Genomic DNA, 14,866 nt, shown 5'->3' on the forward strand with positions numbered 1-14,866 from the left:
CCCGATGATCCGACGCGTCCTCCTCCTGCTGGCCTGCCTGGGGCTATCCGCTCAGGAGGATCCGTTCGACTTCGACCTTCCCCAGCCCACCACCCTCACGCGCGTGGCCATCGGGGGATACGATCAGGCGTTTTCCGATGGCTACGGCCGGTGGAAGGGGTGGGCGCTCGAAGGCACCATCTACCCCACCCGCGGCGGGCCCTGGCAGCTCGCCGCCGTGGGATTTGATCGGCCCGAGGGCAAGGGGACGCTCTTCTCCGTGGGCAAGTACCTGCTCGTCGGCAAGGCCTCTTCGGTCTACCTGGGCGTCAGCGGCGGCACCAACACGGACATCCTGCCGAGAGGCCGGGTGGATGTGGGTCTCCACCTGGACGTCACCCACGGATGGAAGGTGGACCTGGCCGGCGCGCTCAGCCGCTTCGATGGGGACCAGGAGGTCCGGCTGCTCCAGGCGGGCCCCGGCTACCAGGGCCGGTCCTGGAGCGCCTCGGTCTGGTACCAGCGGCTCCAATACGAACCCTACGGGGATTCCGATGACGGCTGCATCCTGAACCTCAGGTTCGGCGGAAACGATCTCGCCATGTGGCACAACCTGCGGCTGGCCTGGGGGCGGGGCATCATCGAAAGCACCGCCTCCGGGGGCGGTCTCGCCTCCACGACCACGGCCATGACCACGGGCGGCAGCGGGTACGGAGGCCGGTTCGGATCTGGCGGTACCGGCTCGTCCATGATGGGCGGCACGACGGGTGTCGCGGCCTTCCTGCCTGGCGTCCGCCCCCAGGAGCGTCTCGCCAGTCTCTCCGGGCACTGGCCGCTGAATCCATCCCTGGCCCTGAAGGCGGAAGCCACCTGGGGCGAAAAGGCCTCGACCTACCACTTCTGGGGCGGCAGCCTACAGGTGGTGGTCAGCTTCTGAGGCCTACTTCGCGGCCCCCATCTGGAGCCTGGCGAGATCCTCGCGGGCCGCGTCGCTGCCTTTCTCCGCCGCCTGGCGGTACCAATGGAGGCCCTTCTCCCGGTCCTGCGGCACGTTGAGGCCGTAGTAGTACATCACGCCGAGCATCCGCATGGCGTGAACGTCCCCGGCCTGGGCCTGGTCCAGGTAGGCCCGGATCGCGTCCGGCGCCCCCGCCTCCGGAGCCCCACCCTGGGGTTTGGGCACCCCGAGCTCCGGCCCCCGCGAGGACAGCAGAAGCGCCGCTCCCCCCACGGCGAGAATGCCCCCGAAGCCCAGGAGCAGTTTCCAGGTCCACGGCCGGGAAGCACCTTCCGGGGCGCCCGGCATTTGCGTCTGCCCGGAGGTCCCGGCCTGGATGGAGATCTTCTGCGTTCGCTGGACTGGATCGGACGTCACAGGCAGGACCAGCTTGTGGGTCTGGTCCGGGGCGCCTTCCTGGCCTGGCCGCGTCTCGTGTTCACTCATGGGGCCCCCTGGATCTCGACTGGCGACACTCAGGATAATGCCAGGCGGCTCACTTGCCCCTCCCGGGACCCGGTTCCAGAGGTTTCGCCCAGTGGCGGAGCCGGGGGGCGAAGGCCAGGAACAGGAGCGGGGACAGCACGATGAAGCCGAACACGTGCCGCGGAGCATAGGTCCCCACCAGCAGCCAGTACACCAGTCCGTAGAGGCTGCTCAGCTCGAACAGCGCCGCGTAGAGCAGAGTCTCCCGGAGGACCACGCCGGCCTGCTGCGGGACGGGGACGCCGGGAAAGGCCTTCAGCACGGCTCCGCGCCGCCAGAGCACCCAGGCGGCGGAGAAGAAGACCAGGCCAGTGAAGAGATGGCCCACTTGGAGATACGTCCCCTCCGGCGGATGGTTCCCGGGCGGCACGAGGCCTGACAGGATCAGGGCCCCGATGAGGATGGGCGTGCCCAGGCAGAGGGCCAACCCCACGAGGCGGGCTTGGCGGCAGGCCGTCCGGAGGTGCTCGGGCGCCTCGATCACGCGGCCTCGGAGGCCTTGACGCGGATCTCCCCGAACGCCTCCCCCTGGACCAGGGAGATGCGGCCGGTCCGCACCAGCTCCAGCAGGGCCAGGAAGGTCAGCACCAGCTCCTCCCGGGTCCGCGCCGGGCCCAGCAGGCCCTGGAAGGGCTTCCACAGACCATCCTGGAGGTCACGGAGCACCTCCATCACCCGTTGCTCCAGCGTCTTGGGCTGGGTCCGCACCTCCACCGGCGGCGGCGGGAGGAGGCGCTTGAGTGCCTCGCGGTAGGCGCCGAGCAGGTCGAACAGCGTGGCCCGGATGGGCTCGTCCTCCACGCGCTTGTGGTCCTCCAGGTCGAGGCCCGGGGCGAAGGCCACCTTCTGCCAGTCGGACTCGCGATCCGACAGGACCTGGGCCGCGGCCTTCACCTGCTGGTAGTCCAGCAGGCGCTGCACCAGCGCCTCGCGCGGGTCCTCCTCGCCCGATTCCTGGGGCGGTCGGGGCAGCATGAGGCGCGACTTGATCTGCAGCAGCTGGGCCGCCATGGCCACGAACTCCGCCGCGATCTCCAGATTCAGCTCCTCCATGAGCTTGAGGTATTCCATGTACTGCCGCGTGACCTCGGCCATGGGCAGATTCAGGATGTCCAGCTTCTGCTCGTGGATGAGGTGCAGAAGCAGGTCCAGAGGGCCTTCGAAGGCCGACAGATGGAGCGCCAGCCCGCGGAACTTCGTCTCGAAGCCCTTGGGAGGCTCGAACGTCTTCGGGACCTCCGGCGCGGGCGCACCTTCAGCCACAGATTCGGGGACTTCCTGGGGGGTGTCGGACATGGGCCCATTCTACCTCGCCATCGGGCGCCCTTGAGCGACAATGGAAGGCCATGGCCCGCCCTCCCGTCCTCCCCGGCCCCCGTCCCGATTGGCTGAAGATCCGCGTTCCAGCGCCAGAGGTGGTGGCGGAGGTCGAGGGGCTCATCCGCGAGCAGCGGCTGGTGACGGTCTGCGAGGAGGCCCGCTGCCCCAACCTGCACGAGTGCTGGGGCGTCCATCGCACGGCCACCTTCATGCTCATGGGCGACGTCTGCACCCGGCACTGCGGCTTCTGCAACGTGGGCAAGGGCCGCCCGGGCGAGCTGGACCCGGAGGAGCCCCAGCGCGTAGCCGAAGCCGTCGCCCGCCTGGGCCTGAAGTTCGCGGTGGTCACCTCCGTGAACCGCGATGACCTTCCGGACGGGGGTTCCGCGCACTTCGCCGCCACCATCCAGTGGATCCGCACTCTGTCGCCCCACTGCGGGGTGGAGGTGCTCATCCCGGATTTCCGCGGCCGCGAGGCGGACCTGCTCACGGTGCTGGAGGCCCGGCCCGATGTGCTGAACCACAACGTCGAGACGGTGCCCCACCTCTACCGGCGGGTGCGGCCGGACGCCGACTACGCCCAGAGCCTCACGGTGCTGCGCCGGACGGCGGAGTGGCGCGATGTCCACGCCCCGGCCATGCGCGTGAAGAGCGGCATCATGGTGGGCCTGGGGGAGACGCCGGAGCAGGTGCTCGAGCTGATGGCCGACTGGCGGAAGAGCCGCGTGGACATCGCCACCATCGGCCAGTACCTTCCCCCTTCGGAGCTGCACCTGCCCCTGGACCGCTTCGTGGAACCGGCCGAGTTCGATCTGTACCGCCGGAAGGGCCTGGAGATGGGCTTCCAGCGGGTGGAGTCCGCCCCGCTCGTACGGTCCAGCTACCACGCGAAGGAGAGCTTCGAGGGCTAGGCCCCGAAGCTCTCCCGACAGGCTCTCCCCGGCAGGCGGCCGAGGCTCAGGCCCGGGCGTGCTCGCTCTGTCCCAGGAACTGCTTCTCGAAGGTGGACCAGTCCAGGGTGCCGGCCGCCAGAGGCGTCTCCGCGGTCCTGAAGCGGGTGATCTCGTCCTGGTACCAGTCGATGACGGGTTGCCCGATCTTGAGGTCCGCCAGCTCGCCGGCCAGGTCGCTGGGCGTCATCAGGCAGACCCAGCCGCGATCGTAGGGGCTGTGCATGAGGTCGGAAGGCGTGGAGAGGAGGCCCTCATTGTGGTGCTCGACGCTTCCGCTGAGCGGCGCGGCCACGTGGACTTCGCCGGAGGCGCCCTTCAGGGTGAACAGGATGTCGCCCTGCCGCACCGTCTTCCCGCGTTCCGGAAGCACCACGCCCTTCACCGAGCCGAGGGCCTTCCGCACGAAGTCATCGATGCCCACGCGGATCTGGCCCTCGGGCTCGATGCGCACCCAGGCGTGGCCCGTGGACAGGAACGCGCCGCCGGGCACGCAGAACTCGCTGGCGGACAAAACCTCGGCCATCTCAGGCGCCACCACGCGCACGTTCGGGCGCCGCTGGGCCTCGATGCGGGCCTCGCGCTTGATGAGGATCTTCTTCGCGAACTCGGCCAGCTCGTCGGCGGTGAAGGGTTTCTGGACGTACTCGCAGGCCCCGAACTGGAGAGTCTGCACCGCGGTGTCGATGCTGCCGTAGCCGGTGATCACCACCACGTCGAGGTCCGGCCGCAGGTGCTTGGCCCCCTTCACCACATCCACACCATCCATGTCCGGCATCTTGAGGTCCGTGAAGAGGAAGTCGTAGTCGTGGCGCTGGATCAGGCCCAGGGCCTCGGGGCCGTGCTCGACGGTGTCCACGCTGAAGCCTTCGAGTACCAGGATCCGCCGGAAGGAGTCAAGCACCACGGCCTCGTCGTCTACCGCCAGGATCCTGGCCTTGGGATTGGGGACCTCCACGCGCTTCAGGCTCTTGGCCTCGTAGGTGAAGTCGAGGTGGATGGCTGTGTTCAGCACCGCTTCCCGGGCCTGACGCTCGCGCTTCTCGCGCATGCGGCGGAGGCTCGTGCGCACCAGGAAGTCGATGCCCACGAAGGCGACGAACATGAAAAGGATCAGCAGGGCGGTCATGGGAACCTCCTAGGTGGTGGTGGGAATGGGGAGTGGGCCGGTGCCCTCGCCGGAGCCGGCGGACGCGGGGATGCGGAGGGTGAAGCAGGTGCCCTGGCCCGGGTCGCTGTGGACCTCCAGGGTTCCACCGTGGGCTTCCACGATGCCCCAGCTCACGGCAAGGCCCAGGCCTGTGCCATGGCTCCCCTTGGTGGTGTAGAACGGCTCGAAGATGCGCGGCAGGTCTTCCGCCGGGATGCCGCGGCCGTTGTCCTGGACGAGCATTTCCACGGAGCCCTCTGCGCCGGCCCGCGTGGTGAGCTTGATGGTGCCGCCCTCGCCGTTGATGGCATCCCCGGCATTCAGCAGCAGGTTCACGGCCACCTGCTGGATCTGGTTCGCGTCCGCGTGGACCACGGGGAGCTGGGGAGCCAGGTCCAGCGACAGATCCACCTGGTTCAGGGACAGCTGGGTCATCACCACGGACACGGCCCGTCGCACCACCTCATTCAGATCCATGGGCTTGCGGGCGGGCGGCGTGGGCCGGGCGAAGTCGAGCAGCCCACGGATGATTCCGCGGCACCGGACGGTCTCCCGCACGATCACATCCAGGTCATCGCAGGAGTCCTTGTCGCCGTCCAGCCGCTTGCGGAGCAGGGAGGCGTAGCTCAGCACTCCGGTCAGCGGGTTGTTGATCTCGTGGGCCACGCCGGCGGCCAGCCGTCCCACGGAGGCCAGCTTGTCCGCCTGGGCCAGCTGGCGCTGGGTTTCCGCCAGCCGCTGGGACATGGTGTTGAAGGCGCCGGCCAGTTCGCCCAGCTCGTGGTTGCCGCTCACGGGGATGGTGGTGCCAAGGTCCCCCTCGCCCACCCGGCGGGTGCCCGCCACGAGGGCCGCGACGGGCTTGACCACCAGGCTCCGGTTGAGGAACCAGAGGATCAGGCCGCCCGCCAGGATGGCCACGGTGGCCGAGAGCAACATCAGCGTCCGGCTGTGGCTGATCTCGCGATCCACCTCGGCCAGGGAGACGTTCACATCAAGGACCCCCAGCAAGCTCTGCTTCTCGCTGTGGGCGTGGCAGGCCGCCGTCGAGCAGGAAGGCTCGTTGGGGATGGGGTTGATGAGCCCCAGGACGCGAGTCCCATCCGGAGCGCGGAAGGTGCGGGCCCGGGCCTGGATGCCGAGACGCTCCAGGGGACGACCCTCGGCATGGCACGCGTAGCAGGCCTCGCCCCGGATATCCAGGCTGGTGCCGATCTCCTCCTCCGCGGAAGAGAACATGATGCGGCCCTCCTTGTTGAACACCCGCACCTTCCGGATGCCCTCCCCGCGCAGGTCGCCCACCGCCCGGATCTGGCGGTGCAGGTTCTCCCGCCGGTTCTCCAGCATGTCGAAGTGGGTGGCGCTCTTGATGGTCTCGCTGAGCTGGTCGGCGCTGCGGGTGCGTTCAGCGAGGAGCTGCGCCGTGTGGGATCGGAGGACGGCGAAGGCCATGCCTCCGATCACCACCGCGGTCGCGAGGCCAGCGCCCAGGACGAGCCGCGTGCCGATGCGGGTTCGCATGCTAGCTCCTCCTGGAGAGCTCCTTGGCGCCAGCGACCGGACCCTCGGGGAAGACCGAGAAGGTGCGGACCGCGAAGGCGAAGACCGCCATGCCGATGGCTACGAGGCCGAGGGAGACGGTGATCTCCATGGCCGAGGGAAGGTAGCGGGTGCCGGAAGCCGCCTCCATGCCCGTGATGCTCACGTTGAGGCGGTTCATGACGAACCCGAGCACCGCGAGGAAGGCGCCCGCCACCAGCCAATCGGGATTCGTGCGAAGCTTCCGGAAGGACATCAGCACCACAGGCAGCACCACGCCCAGCGCGAACTCGAGGAGGAACATGCGCCCTTCATAGCTGAGGTCGAAGATCGTCCCGAACGCATGGTTGCGGGCGATCCCCTGCAGCCGCATGAGGCCGTAGATGCCGAGCGCCACCACCATGCCCCGGGCCAGGGGCTCCAGGAGATCCATCTCCAGGTGGCGGTGGAAGGCCCGCTTGCTGAGGTAGGATTCCAGGATGATCATGCCGATGCCCGCCCCGATGGCCGAAATGTAGAAGTGCAGCGGCAGCATCGGCGAATACCAGAGCGGGTGCAGCTTGCTGGGAACGATGAGGTAGAGGGATCCCAGCGAGGACTGGTGGAGTGTCGAGAGGATCACGCCGAGGATGACCAGGGGCGTGATGAGCTGGTGGATGAACTTCGCCGGCGCGTGGAAGCCGAAGTACTCGAAGACCACCGGCGAGAACTCCACCGCCAGCACCGTGGTGTAGAGCATCACGCACCAGGCCACCTCGAACATGACCGAGTGCGTGTTCCAGTAGACGATGGCATGCCAGATGCGCCAGGGCTGGCCCAGGTCCAGCAGCAGCGCCACGATCACGAAGGCGTAGCCCAGGAAGCCCGTGAGGATGGTGGGGCGCACGATGGGCTCGTAGCGGCGCAGGTTGAAGAGATGGACCACCGCCGTGAGGGTGAATGCGCCGGCGGCCAGGCCCACGCCGCAGAGGAGGTCGAAGCCGATCCAGAGACCCCAGGGGAACTGGTCGCTCAGATTGGTGACGGCGCCCAACCCTTTGGTATAGCGGATCACGGACACGGCGCAGAACGCGAGGAAGAGGAGCACGAAGACCGCGGTCCAGAAGCCGGGCCGGAAGCGGCGTCCGGCCAGCGTGGCGGGCGTGGTGAGCGTGGTGTTCATGACCGGTCCTCCCGTCCGTGGCCTTGCCCGTCGCGACCGTTCCCGTTTCCATTGGCCGTGGCCTTCGCCACCTCCTCCCGCCGGGCGGTGATCCAGTGCACCCCGTAGAGGAAGACGGCCCATACCGCGACGAAGTCCGGGATGTTGGACAGCACCTGCCAGGTCTTCATGGCCGGAGGCTCTCCGGGCAGGTTGGACTTCAGCCCCAGCTTGTCGAAGGGCACGTTGGAGATCATCAGGACCGACGTGCCGCCGGCCTCCGTGAGCCCGTAGATGTGGTCGACGTAGGCGCCGGGCTTCTGGCGGATGCGCGTCCGGGCCTCCCAGATCAAGTCCTCCTTCTTCCCGAAGATGGTGGCCTCCGCCGGACAGGCCTCCGCACAGGCGGTGGGTTTGCCCTCCTTGAGGCGGCCCGCGCACATGATGCACTTGCCGACCACGGGCACGGGCCGGTCCCACTGGTACTTCGGGATCTCGAAGGGGCAGGCCATCATGCAGTAACGGCAGCCCATGCAGCGCTCGGCATCGTAGACCACGGGGCCTTCCGGCGTCTTCTTCAGGGCGCCCACGGGGCAGACGGAGGCGCAGGTGGGCACTTCGCAGTGCATGCACAGGCGCCGGACGTTGAGGCCCTCCCGCTCCTGGACCGTGGTCCAGGTATAGGCCGTCAACACCTCCTCTACCTTCCCCGGTAGCTTGTTCTGCTCCTTGCAGGCGGAGCTGCAGGCGCCGCATCCGATGCAGCGCGTCGCGTCAAAGAGAAGGCCCATGCCCATGGGTTCTCCTGCTTTTTCAAGGTGCCCGGGAGACATTCCCGGGGGTTCGGAAGAAGCATCCATTCGGTCGGGACCATAGTCAACCCCTTGGTAGCAATTAAAAATGACGATGTTGTCTGATATAAGAAAAAAGCCTCACTTGCGCGAGGCAGTTCCCAGGAACGGCGCGGGTTAGGCCTGCCGGATCTTCCCGCCAGCCCACCCCATCGGGAGAGGTTTTCCGCTTCCGTCCCTCATCCCCCCTGCGGGTGGGGTTTTGTCACATCGCAACGTGTTCTTGGGACGTCAAAGTCCCCTTTATTCCGGCCTGAGACGAGAAACGCCCCGCATGCGCGGGGCGTTTCTCCGACAGCTGAAAGCTGATGGCTGACAGCTGCTTCTGATCAATACATGTCTTCCATGCCGCCCATGCCGGGGCCCGCAGGGGCGGGTGCCTTGGGCTCGGGGAGCTCAGTGATGATGGCTTCGGTGGTCAGCATCATGGCGGCCACGGAGGCGGCGTTCCGCAGGGCGGACTTGGTCACCTTGGCGGGATCGACCACGCCGAACTTCACCATGTCGCCGTACTCGTTGGTGGCGGCATTGTAGCCGTAGTTGTCCTTGCCCTCGCGGACGGTGTTCACGACCACGGAGCCTTCGACGCCGGCGTTGTTGGCGATCTGGCGGAGGGGCTCCTCCAGGGACTTGCGGACGATCTCGACGCCGGTGGCCTGGTCACCCGTGGCCTTCAGTGCGGTGAGCTTGGGCAGGCTGCGGAGCAGCGCGACGCCGCCGCCGGCCACGATGCCATCCTCGACGGCGGCCTTGGTGGCGTGCATGGCGTCTTCCACGCGGGCCTTCTTCTCCTTCATCTCGGTCTCGGAAGCCGCGCCCACCTTGATGACGGCGACGCCGCCCACGAGCTTGGCCAGGCGCTCCTGCAGCTTCTCCTTGTCGTAGTCGCTGGTGGAGACCTCGACCTGGGCACGGATCTGCTTCACGCGGCCCTGGATGGCCTCGCTGGCGCCGGCGCCCTCGACGATGGTGGTGTTCTCCTTGTCGATGACGATCTTCTTGGCGCTGCCGAGGTCAGCCAGCGTGAGGTTCTCGAGCTTGAGGCCCAGGTCCTCGCTGATGGCCTTGCCGCCGGTCAGGATGGCGATGTCCTCGAGCATGGCCTTGCGGCGGTCGCCGAAGCCGGGGGCCTTCACGGCGGCCACGTTCAGGGTGCCGCGGATCTTGTTCACCACGAGGGTGGCCAGCGCTTCGCCATCCACGTCCTCGGCGATGATCAGCAGGGGGCGGCGGCTGTTGACAACCTGCTCCAGCAGAGGCAGGAGGTCACGCATGTTGGAGACCTTCTTCTCGTAGGCGAGGATGTAGGGGTTCTCCAGCTCGACCTTCATCTGGTCGGGGTTGGTCACGAAGTAGGGGCTGAGGTAGCCGCGATCGAACTGCATGCCCTCGACCACCGTCAGCTCGGTGTCGCGGCCCTTGGCCTCTTCCACCGTGATGACGCCATCCTTGCCGACCTTCGCCATGGCTTCCGCGATGATCTTGCCGATCTCGGCGTCGCCGTTGGCGGAGATGGTGCCGACCTGGGCGATGGCATTGCCCTCCACGGGCTTCTTGATCTCATCGATGGCGGCCACGACGGTGTCGACGGCGAGGTCGATGCCCTTCTTGATCTCCATGGTGTTGGCGCCGCTCACGACGGCCTTGATGCCTTCGCGGTAGATGGCGCGGGCCAGCACGGTGGCGGTGGTGGTGCCGTCACCGGCGATGTCGGAGGTCTTGGAGGCGACCTCGCGCACCAGCTGGGCGCCCATGTTCTCGTGCTTGTCCTTGAGCTCCACTTCCTTGGCGACGGTGACGCCGTCCTTGGTCATGAGCGGGGAGCCGAACTTCTTCTCGATGAGGACGTTGCGGCCCTTGGGGCCGAGGGTGACCTGCACCGCGTCGGCGAGCTTGTTCACGCCGCGCAGGATCGCCTGGCGGGCATCTTCGGCATAGATGATGGACTTGGCCATGTGTGTCTCCTTGGTTTCTGAGGTGTCTTAGCCGACGATCGCGAGGATCTCGTCTTCGCGCACGATCACGTGGTCGACGCCGTCGATCTTCACTTCCGTGCCGCTGTACTTGCCGATCAGCACCTTCTGGCCGGCCTTCACGGACATCGGATTGCGAGTGCCGTTCTCGTTGATCTTGCCCTCGCCGACAGCCACCACCTCGGCCTCCATGGGCTTCTCCTTGGCGGTGTCGGGGATGATGATGCCGCCCTTGACGGTCTCGGCGGCGTCGACGCGCTTCAGCACGACGCGGTCGGAAAGAGGCTTGATGGCCATGGGACCTCCTTGGAAAGAAGAGAAAGAAACGAATGGGACTGTTAGCACTCAGCCACAGCGAGTGCCAAGTCTGTCATCGGCCCACGACCTGGTCAAGCAGGATCTTCCCGAATTGTCCAAAATTTTAGTGTATTCAATTCATATTTTCTTCTATCAAATGTCAGATATCCAAATGCGAACCAGGACCCTCGGCAGGGTGTAGCCTCAATTTCATGGAACACCTCGCCATCCTGCGCGACCTGCAAGCCACCCTGGACTACCTTCGGACCATTGAGCGCGACCTGTCGGCCCTGCCTCCTGATCTGGCGGTCCTGGACACTCGGCTCAAAGCCATCGAGAAGCAGACGGCGGAAAAGACCAAGGCCCTGGATTCGGCCCGGATCCACATCCAGGTGAAGACCAAGGAATTGGCCCAAGCCCAGAAGGAAGAAGACCGGGCCCGCGCCGCCGTGAAGACCACCAGCCAGAAGGTGCAGTACGCGGCGGCCATCCGCGAGCTGGACGAGAAGGAGCGGCTGAAGGCCTCCATCGCCAAGCCCCTGAAGGCCCTGGAGACCGAGGCGAAGGCCCTGGAGCAGGCCCTGGAGGCTCTGGAAGCCGAGCGGGCCACCCTCAAGGTGAAGTTCGACGAGCTCCACTCGGTGTTCCTGGGCGAGCATGCCAACCAGGTGGAGGGGCGCAAGCAGCTCCAGACCAAGCAGGCGCAACTGGAAGCGAAGCTCTCGGCTCCGGAGGTCACGCGCTTCCATCGGCTCGCCGGCGCCCGTCAGGGACGGGTGGTGGTGCCCGTGGAGAACGGCGCCTGCACCGGCTGCCACGTCAAGCTGCGTGGCCCCTTCCTCTTCCAGCTGAAGGAGGCCAAGGGTCCCGTGGCCTGCGAATCCTGCCAGCGGATCCTCTTCCTGCCGTGAGCCTGGCGGACCGGGTCGGAGCCCTGCGGGCCCGCATCGCCCGTGCCTGCGAGGCTGGGAACCGGGATCCCGAACGCATCGAACTCCTGCCGGTGTCGAAGAAGCAGCCCCTTGAGCTGATCCAGGAGGCCGCTGCCCTGGGTTTCACGCGGTTCGGCGAGAACTACGTGCAGGAAGGCGCCGACAAGGCCGCGGCCCTGCCCGACCTGGCCTTCGTCCTCCTCGGCCCGCTCCAGCGCAACAAGGCCAAGCCCGCCCTCCAGCACTTCACCGAGATCCAGAGCCTGGACCGCCCCGAGCTGGCCGAGCGCCTGCGGCGCCTGGCGGAGGAGCTGGACGTGGTGCGCCCCGTCTGGATCCAGGTGGACCTCTGGAACGAGGCCACCAAGCTCGGCGGCTGCGCCGAAGCGGATCTGCCCGCCTTGATCGAGGCCCTGGGCGACGATCCCCGCCTGCCCCTGCGCGGCCTCATGGCCATTCCCCCGCCCGAGGACGAAGGCGCCTTCGCCCAGCTGACCACCCTGCGCGAGCGGCTGCAGCAGGACCTGGGCCGTCCCCTGCGCCTCAGCATGGGCATGAGCGCCGACCTGGAGGCCGCCATCGCCGCGGGCTCCGACCAGATCCGCATCGGCACCGCGTTCTTCGGCGAGCGGGTCTACATCCGGTGAGCCATCCTGTCCGGAGGTAGGGCCTCCCGGCCCCGCCCGCTTCGTGGTTCGATGGTTCCTTCGTCCCCGGAGTCCCCATGACCACGATCAAGACCGCCACGGCCTCGCTGCCCGTCTCCGCCGACGCGCTGTTCGCGTTCCTCTCGGACCTGTCGAAGCACCGGGCCTTCCTGGAGCCGGCCGCCATGAACTTCCAGGGCGACGCCGACCGGCACAGCTACGTCATCGAGGTCATGGGCATGAAGATGCCCCAGGAGCTGGTGGTGAAGGAGCGCGTGCCCGGCCAGCGGGTGGTGCTGGTGCCCGGTGCGAAGAAGATGTTCGACCACGAGCTGCGCTTCGAGATTGCCTCGAGCAGCGAAGGCTGCACCCTGTGCCTCGTGGACGAGGCCGACATCCCCATGATGATGGCCATGATGGGCGCCGAGAAGCTGCTCCAGGGCCAGCTCGACACGGCCCTGGCGCGCATCCGGGAACTGGTGGACGAAGAAAAGATCTGATCCAGCCTCAGTTCGCGAGAGGCCGAAGGGAGATGACCTCCTGGAACGCCGAAATGGCCTTGGGATTCCGCATCTTCTACACCTCAAAGTCCGAACGGCAGTGCTCTTTGACCAGCTGTCGGCCACCGGGAGGGCGCTATACCAGGCGTGGAGTCGGATCTTGAAGGGGCTGGGATCCGGGGTTTCCTCCGATACTCCGTGGCAGCCCCGCGACCAGCCCTAGGCGCGCCTGCCACCACTTTGGGCCACCGGCCATCCCCAGCACAGACCTCACACCATCGATTCGACTCATTTCATAGACGAGCGAGGGACAGATCTCGTTAAGAGGCTGGGCCTTTGATAAGAACAGATCACGAGGATCCTTGATCGAATGGGCCAATATGGGAAAAGGATCTGGCTTTCCCTCATAACGAGTTGAGATGGAATTCGATGCCTGTTCCAAGGGCAAGCCCACTCGTCACGTTTGCGATCAGGTCCTCACGGTACTTTGCATGGTCAGTCACCTGCGCGAGGCGAAGGCGGCGAAGGAATTCCTGCCCGTCAACGAGCTCGATCGGAAGGCCCTGGGATGTTGCGATACTTGCCGCCTGGAAGGCGCCAGCGCTGAAGCGCGATGTTGTCACAAAGATGCCTTTGGTGTGTCGACCCAGAACCATGGCACCAAGCAGTTCCCGAATCTGTGAGACTTCGATCGCCCCCTTACGCCTCTTCACTTGAACGGCCGTGGTTTGACCGGAACAATCGCTGAGAATGACATCAACGCCGCCATCAGCCGAGTAGGCGGTGGCTTCTGCGCGGAAACCGCAGCTCGCAAAGACACTCGCGACGACTTGCTCGAAATGACGTGGGTGCACGTTATTGCGATCTTGGTACTTTGCGGCTAAGTATTGTCGTACCTCGGCGGTTGGCAGACGAATGTCTAACAAGTCGAACGGCCGAAGCAGAGCTGCAGAACCATAGATGGCGAGCCAGTCCTGATTCCGCGTAATAAGAAAAATATCTTTTGAAACCATCCACCAGCCACACTGCGGACACACACTGAGCACTGCTGGATGTTCTTCTGGGACATCGATGACCTCCATCTCCTGGAGGATGAAATCACCATGAATCTCTGCCATGCCTTGGATGGTCTCGTGATGAAGATTGCCAACCTGAGCCGACGTTCCTGCCCAGAGATCATTGATTTCGTCCGACACCAACTTGCTATCGCAGAAGCGACAATGGGACCTGGAGATCTCTGACATCGACGGTGTTTCTCCCACGTTTCGATGTTCCCAGGCACTCATGAAATATTTATCAACCTCCGACGAGGCCACGGATGTTTATTTTGACGTTCTGAAGGCCATGGGCCTCCGAGGTTCCCCCTCGTAGAATAGTCCCGCCCCCACTAAGGAAATCCCGTGCTTCCAGATCTGGGTCGTCGAGACCTCCTCAAGGCTGCCCTGACGGGCGCGGCAGGCACGCTGCTGCCCTTTCCGGCGACCAGGCGCCGCGCCGAAATCCGGGGCTTCCCCCGTTCCTTCTTCTTCGACACGGCCACAGCCAGCTACCTGGTCCGGGGCGCTGCCCGGGAGGATGGGCGCGGACCATCCATCTGGGATACCTTCTGCCGGACTCCGGGGAGGGTGAACTGAGCGAGTTTCCCGAGACCCCGCCTGGAGGGGGCATCGAGATTGACTTCGGACTCGCTCGGGGACCTCATGTGGAACGACGAGGCATGGATAAAAAGCGATTACCGGCAGGTTGGCTGACCAGGCTGGGATTGCGGGGAGCCTCCAGCTTCTACTGGAGGTACCGAGTCGAGGTGAGGATCCGAAGTGTTCTGAGGGAACCTGCGGAAGTGATTGTCAGAGAGCCCCTCTTGCCGAATTGGCAAGTCGTAGGCACAAATCACGCTGGCCACCGATCTGGCGCAACCTCTTGGGATTTCACGGTCATGATCTCCCCTGGTGGCGAGGCGATCCTCACCTACGAGGTCCAGACCAGCCCATAGGAAGATGTCGCGAAAAGCCACTGAGCCAGCTTGCTCTACCAAACCGTGAAAGGATCCAGTCAATCCCGGCATCACCCAGTTACCGGGCCCCTGATGCGCCCGACCCCGGAG

15 protein-coding genes and 1 pseudogene are annotated in these 14,866 nt (G+C 65.9%); 6 read left to right on the plus strand and 10 right to left on the minus strand.

Features of this window, described 5'->3' with window-relative positions; genetic code table 11:
* Window positions 1-4 precede the first annotated feature (4 nt).
* Window positions 5-916 carry a YaiO family outer membrane beta-barrel protein gene (locus MLE64_RS05685; protein WP_243316828.1) on the plus strand — a complete coding sequence of 304 codons (912 nt, stop codon included), beginning with the start codon at window positions 5-7 and terminating at the stop codon, window positions 914-916.
* A gap of 3 nt (window positions 917-919) precedes the next feature.
* Here the strand turns inward: MLE64_RS05685 and MLE64_RS05690 are convergent, their stop codons facing one another.
* Genes MLE64_RS05690 through MLE64_RS05700 form a run of 3 tightly spaced genes read right to left on the minus strand, consistent with a single transcriptional unit; the run spans window position 920 to window position 2,758 of the window.
* Window positions 920-1,423 (minus strand): tetratricopeptide repeat protein, encoded by a 504-nt coding sequence (locus tag MLE64_RS05690; protein ID WP_243316829.1) that lies wholly within the window; start codon window positions 1,421-1,423, stop codon window positions 920-922.
* 49 nt (window positions 1,424-1,472) lie between these two features.
* Window positions 1,473-1,946, minus strand: a complete 474-nt coding sequence (locus MLE64_RS05695) for a hypothetical protein (RefSeq protein WP_243316830.1) — start codon at window positions 1,944-1,946, stop codon at window positions 1,473-1,475.
* Window positions 1,943-2,758, minus strand: a complete 816-nt coding sequence (locus MLE64_RS05700; RefSeq protein WP_243316831.1) for a segregation and condensation protein A — start codon at window positions 2,756-2,758, stop codon at window positions 1,943-1,945. The genes MLE64_RS05695 and MLE64_RS05700 overlap by 4 nt, the downstream gene beginning before the upstream one ends.
* A gap of 50 nt (window positions 2,759-2,808) precedes the next feature.
* Here MLE64_RS05700 and lipA point away from each other — a divergent pair, with 50 nt between their 5' ends.
* A complete protein-coding gene (gene lipA, locus MLE64_RS05705) occupies window positions 2,809-3,693 on the plus strand; it encodes a lipoyl synthase (protein WP_243316832.1) in 885 nt (294 codons plus the stop codon).
* A 46-nt stretch (window positions 3,694-3,739) separates the two neighbouring features.
* Here the strand turns inward: lipA and MLE64_RS05710 are convergent, their stop codons facing one another.
* From MLE64_RS05710 to MLE64_RS05735, 6 genes are all read right to left on the minus strand, one after another.
* Window positions 3,740-4,861, minus strand: a complete 1,122-nt coding sequence (locus MLE64_RS05710; RefSeq protein ID WP_243316833.1) for a response regulator — start codon at window positions 4,859-4,861, stop codon at window positions 3,740-3,742.
* A gap of 9 nt (window positions 4,862-4,870) precedes the next feature.
* Window positions 4,871-6,403: a sensor histidine kinase gene (locus MLE64_RS05715; protein ID WP_243316834.1), complete on the minus strand. Its 1,533-nt coding sequence runs from the start codon at window positions 6,401-6,403 to the stop codon at window positions 4,871-4,873.
* A gap of 1 nt (window position 6,404) precedes the next feature.
* Window positions 6,405-7,583 carry an NrfD/PsrC family molybdoenzyme membrane anchor subunit gene (gene nrfD, locus MLE64_RS05720; RefSeq protein WP_243316835.1) on the minus strand — a complete coding sequence of 393 codons (1,179 nt, stop codon included), beginning with the start codon at window positions 7,581-7,583 and terminating at the stop codon, window positions 6,405-6,407.
* Window positions 7,580-8,359 (minus strand): 4Fe-4S dicluster domain-containing protein, encoded by a 780-nt coding sequence (locus tag MLE64_RS05725; RefSeq protein ID WP_243288819.1) that lies wholly within the window; start codon window positions 8,357-8,359, stop codon window positions 7,580-7,582. The genes nrfD and MLE64_RS05725 overlap by 4 nt, the downstream gene beginning before the upstream one ends.
* Before the next feature lie 383 nt (window positions 8,360-8,742).
* Window positions 8,743-10,368, minus strand: coding sequence for a chaperonin GroEL (gene groL / locus MLE64_RS05730; protein ID WP_243288641.1), 1,626 nt, complete (start codon window positions 10,366-10,368; stop codon window positions 8,743-8,745).
* Between the two features lie 27 nt (window positions 10,369-10,395).
* Window positions 10,396-10,683: a co-chaperone GroES gene (locus MLE64_RS05735; RefSeq protein ID WP_026852886.1), complete on the minus strand. Its 288-nt coding sequence runs from the start codon at window positions 10,681-10,683 to the stop codon at window positions 10,396-10,398.
* Window positions 10,684-10,895: 212 nt separating this feature from the next.
* Here MLE64_RS05735 and MLE64_RS05740 point away from each other — a divergent pair, with 212 nt between their 5' ends.
* The 3 genes from MLE64_RS05740 to MLE64_RS05750 all read left to right on the plus strand — a co-directional run bounded on the left by MLE64_RS05740 (window position 10,896) and on the right by MLE64_RS05750 (window position 12,762).
* Window positions 10,896-11,594: a zinc ribbon domain-containing protein gene (locus MLE64_RS05740; RefSeq protein WP_243288642.1), complete on the plus strand. Its 699-nt coding sequence runs from the start codon at window positions 10,896-10,898 to the stop codon at window positions 11,592-11,594.
* Window positions 11,591-12,262, plus strand: coding sequence for a YggS family pyridoxal phosphate-dependent enzyme (locus tag MLE64_RS05745; protein WP_243316836.1), 672 nt, complete (start codon window positions 11,591-11,593; stop codon window positions 12,260-12,262). Before MLE64_RS05740 ends, MLE64_RS05745 begins: the two co-directional genes overlap by 4 nt.
* Window positions 12,263-12,339: 77 nt before the next feature.
* Complete coding sequence (locus tag MLE64_RS05750; RefSeq protein ID WP_243316837.1) at window positions 12,340-12,762, plus strand: hypothetical protein; 423 nt, start codon at window positions 12,340-12,342, stop codon at window positions 12,760-12,762.
* Window positions 12,763-13,166: 404 nt separating this feature from the next.
* Here MLE64_RS05750 and MLE64_RS05755 read toward each other — a convergent pair whose 3' ends face one another.
* Entirely contained in the window at window positions 13,167-14,048 is an 882-nt protein-coding gene (locus tag MLE64_RS05755) for a restriction endonuclease (protein ID WP_243316838.1), read from the minus strand.
* A 213-nt stretch (window positions 14,049-14,261) separates the two neighbouring features.
* Between MLE64_RS05755 and MLE64_RS16020 the strand changes: the two are divergent.
* Window positions 14,262-14,390 (plus strand): annotated as a pseudogene (locus MLE64_RS16020) (family 1 glycosylhydrolase); the annotation flags it as partial.
* Window positions 14,391-14,866: the final 476 nt, after the last annotated feature.

The organism is Geothrix paludis (genome assembly GCF_022808815.1).
GTDB lineage: Bacteria > Acidobacteriota > Holophagae > Holophagales > Holophagaceae > Geothrix > Geothrix paludis.

Coding starts and splice junctions, on each gene's coding strand:
- MLE64_RS05750 (WP_243316837.1), top strand. CDS start 12,340: ATGACCACGATCAAGACCGCCACGGCCTCGCTGCCCGTCTCCGCCGAC.
- MLE64_RS05735 (WP_026852886.1), bottom strand. CDS start 10,683: ATGGCCATCAAGCCTCTTTCCGACCGCGTCGTGCTGAAGCGCGTCGAC.
- MLE64_RS05740 (WP_243288642.1), top strand. CDS start 10,896: ATGGAACACCTCGCCATCCTGCGCGACCTGCAAGCCACCCTGGACTAC.
- lipA (WP_243316832.1), top strand. CDS start 2,809: ATGGCCCGCCCTCCCGTCCTCCCCGGCCCCCGTCCCGATTGGCTGAAG.
- MLE64_RS05685 (WP_243316828.1), top strand. CDS start 5: ATGATCCGACGCGTCCTCCTCCTGCTGGCCTGCCTGGGGCTATCCGCT.
- MLE64_RS05700 (WP_243316831.1), bottom strand. CDS start 2,758: ATGTCCGACACCCCCCAGGAAGTCCCCGAATCTGTGGCTGAAGGTGCG.
- MLE64_RS05715 (WP_243316834.1), bottom strand. CDS start 6,403: ATGCGAACCCGCATCGGCACGCGGCTCGTCCTGGGCGCTGGCCTCGCG.
- MLE64_RS05710 (WP_243316833.1), bottom strand. CDS start 4,861: ATGACCGCCCTGCTGATCCTTTTCATGTTCGTCGCCTTCGTGGGCATC.
- MLE64_RS05690 (WP_243316829.1), bottom strand. CDS start 1,423: ATGAGTGAACACGAGACGCGGCCAGGCCAGGAAGGCGCCCCGGACCAG.
- groL (WP_243288641.1), bottom strand. CDS start 10,368: ATGGCCAAGTCCATCATCTATGCCGAAGATGCCCGCCAGGCGATCCTG.
- MLE64_RS05755 (WP_243316838.1), bottom strand. CDS start 14,048: ATGAGTGCCTGGGAACATCGAAACGTGGGAGAAACACCGTCGATGTCA.
- nrfD (WP_243316835.1), bottom strand. CDS start 7,583: ATGAACACCACGCTCACCACGCCCGCCACGCTGGCCGGACGCCGCTTC.
- MLE64_RS05725 (WP_243288819.1), bottom strand. CDS start 8,359: ATGGGCATGGGCCTTCTCTTTGACGCGACGCGCTGCATCGGATGCGGC.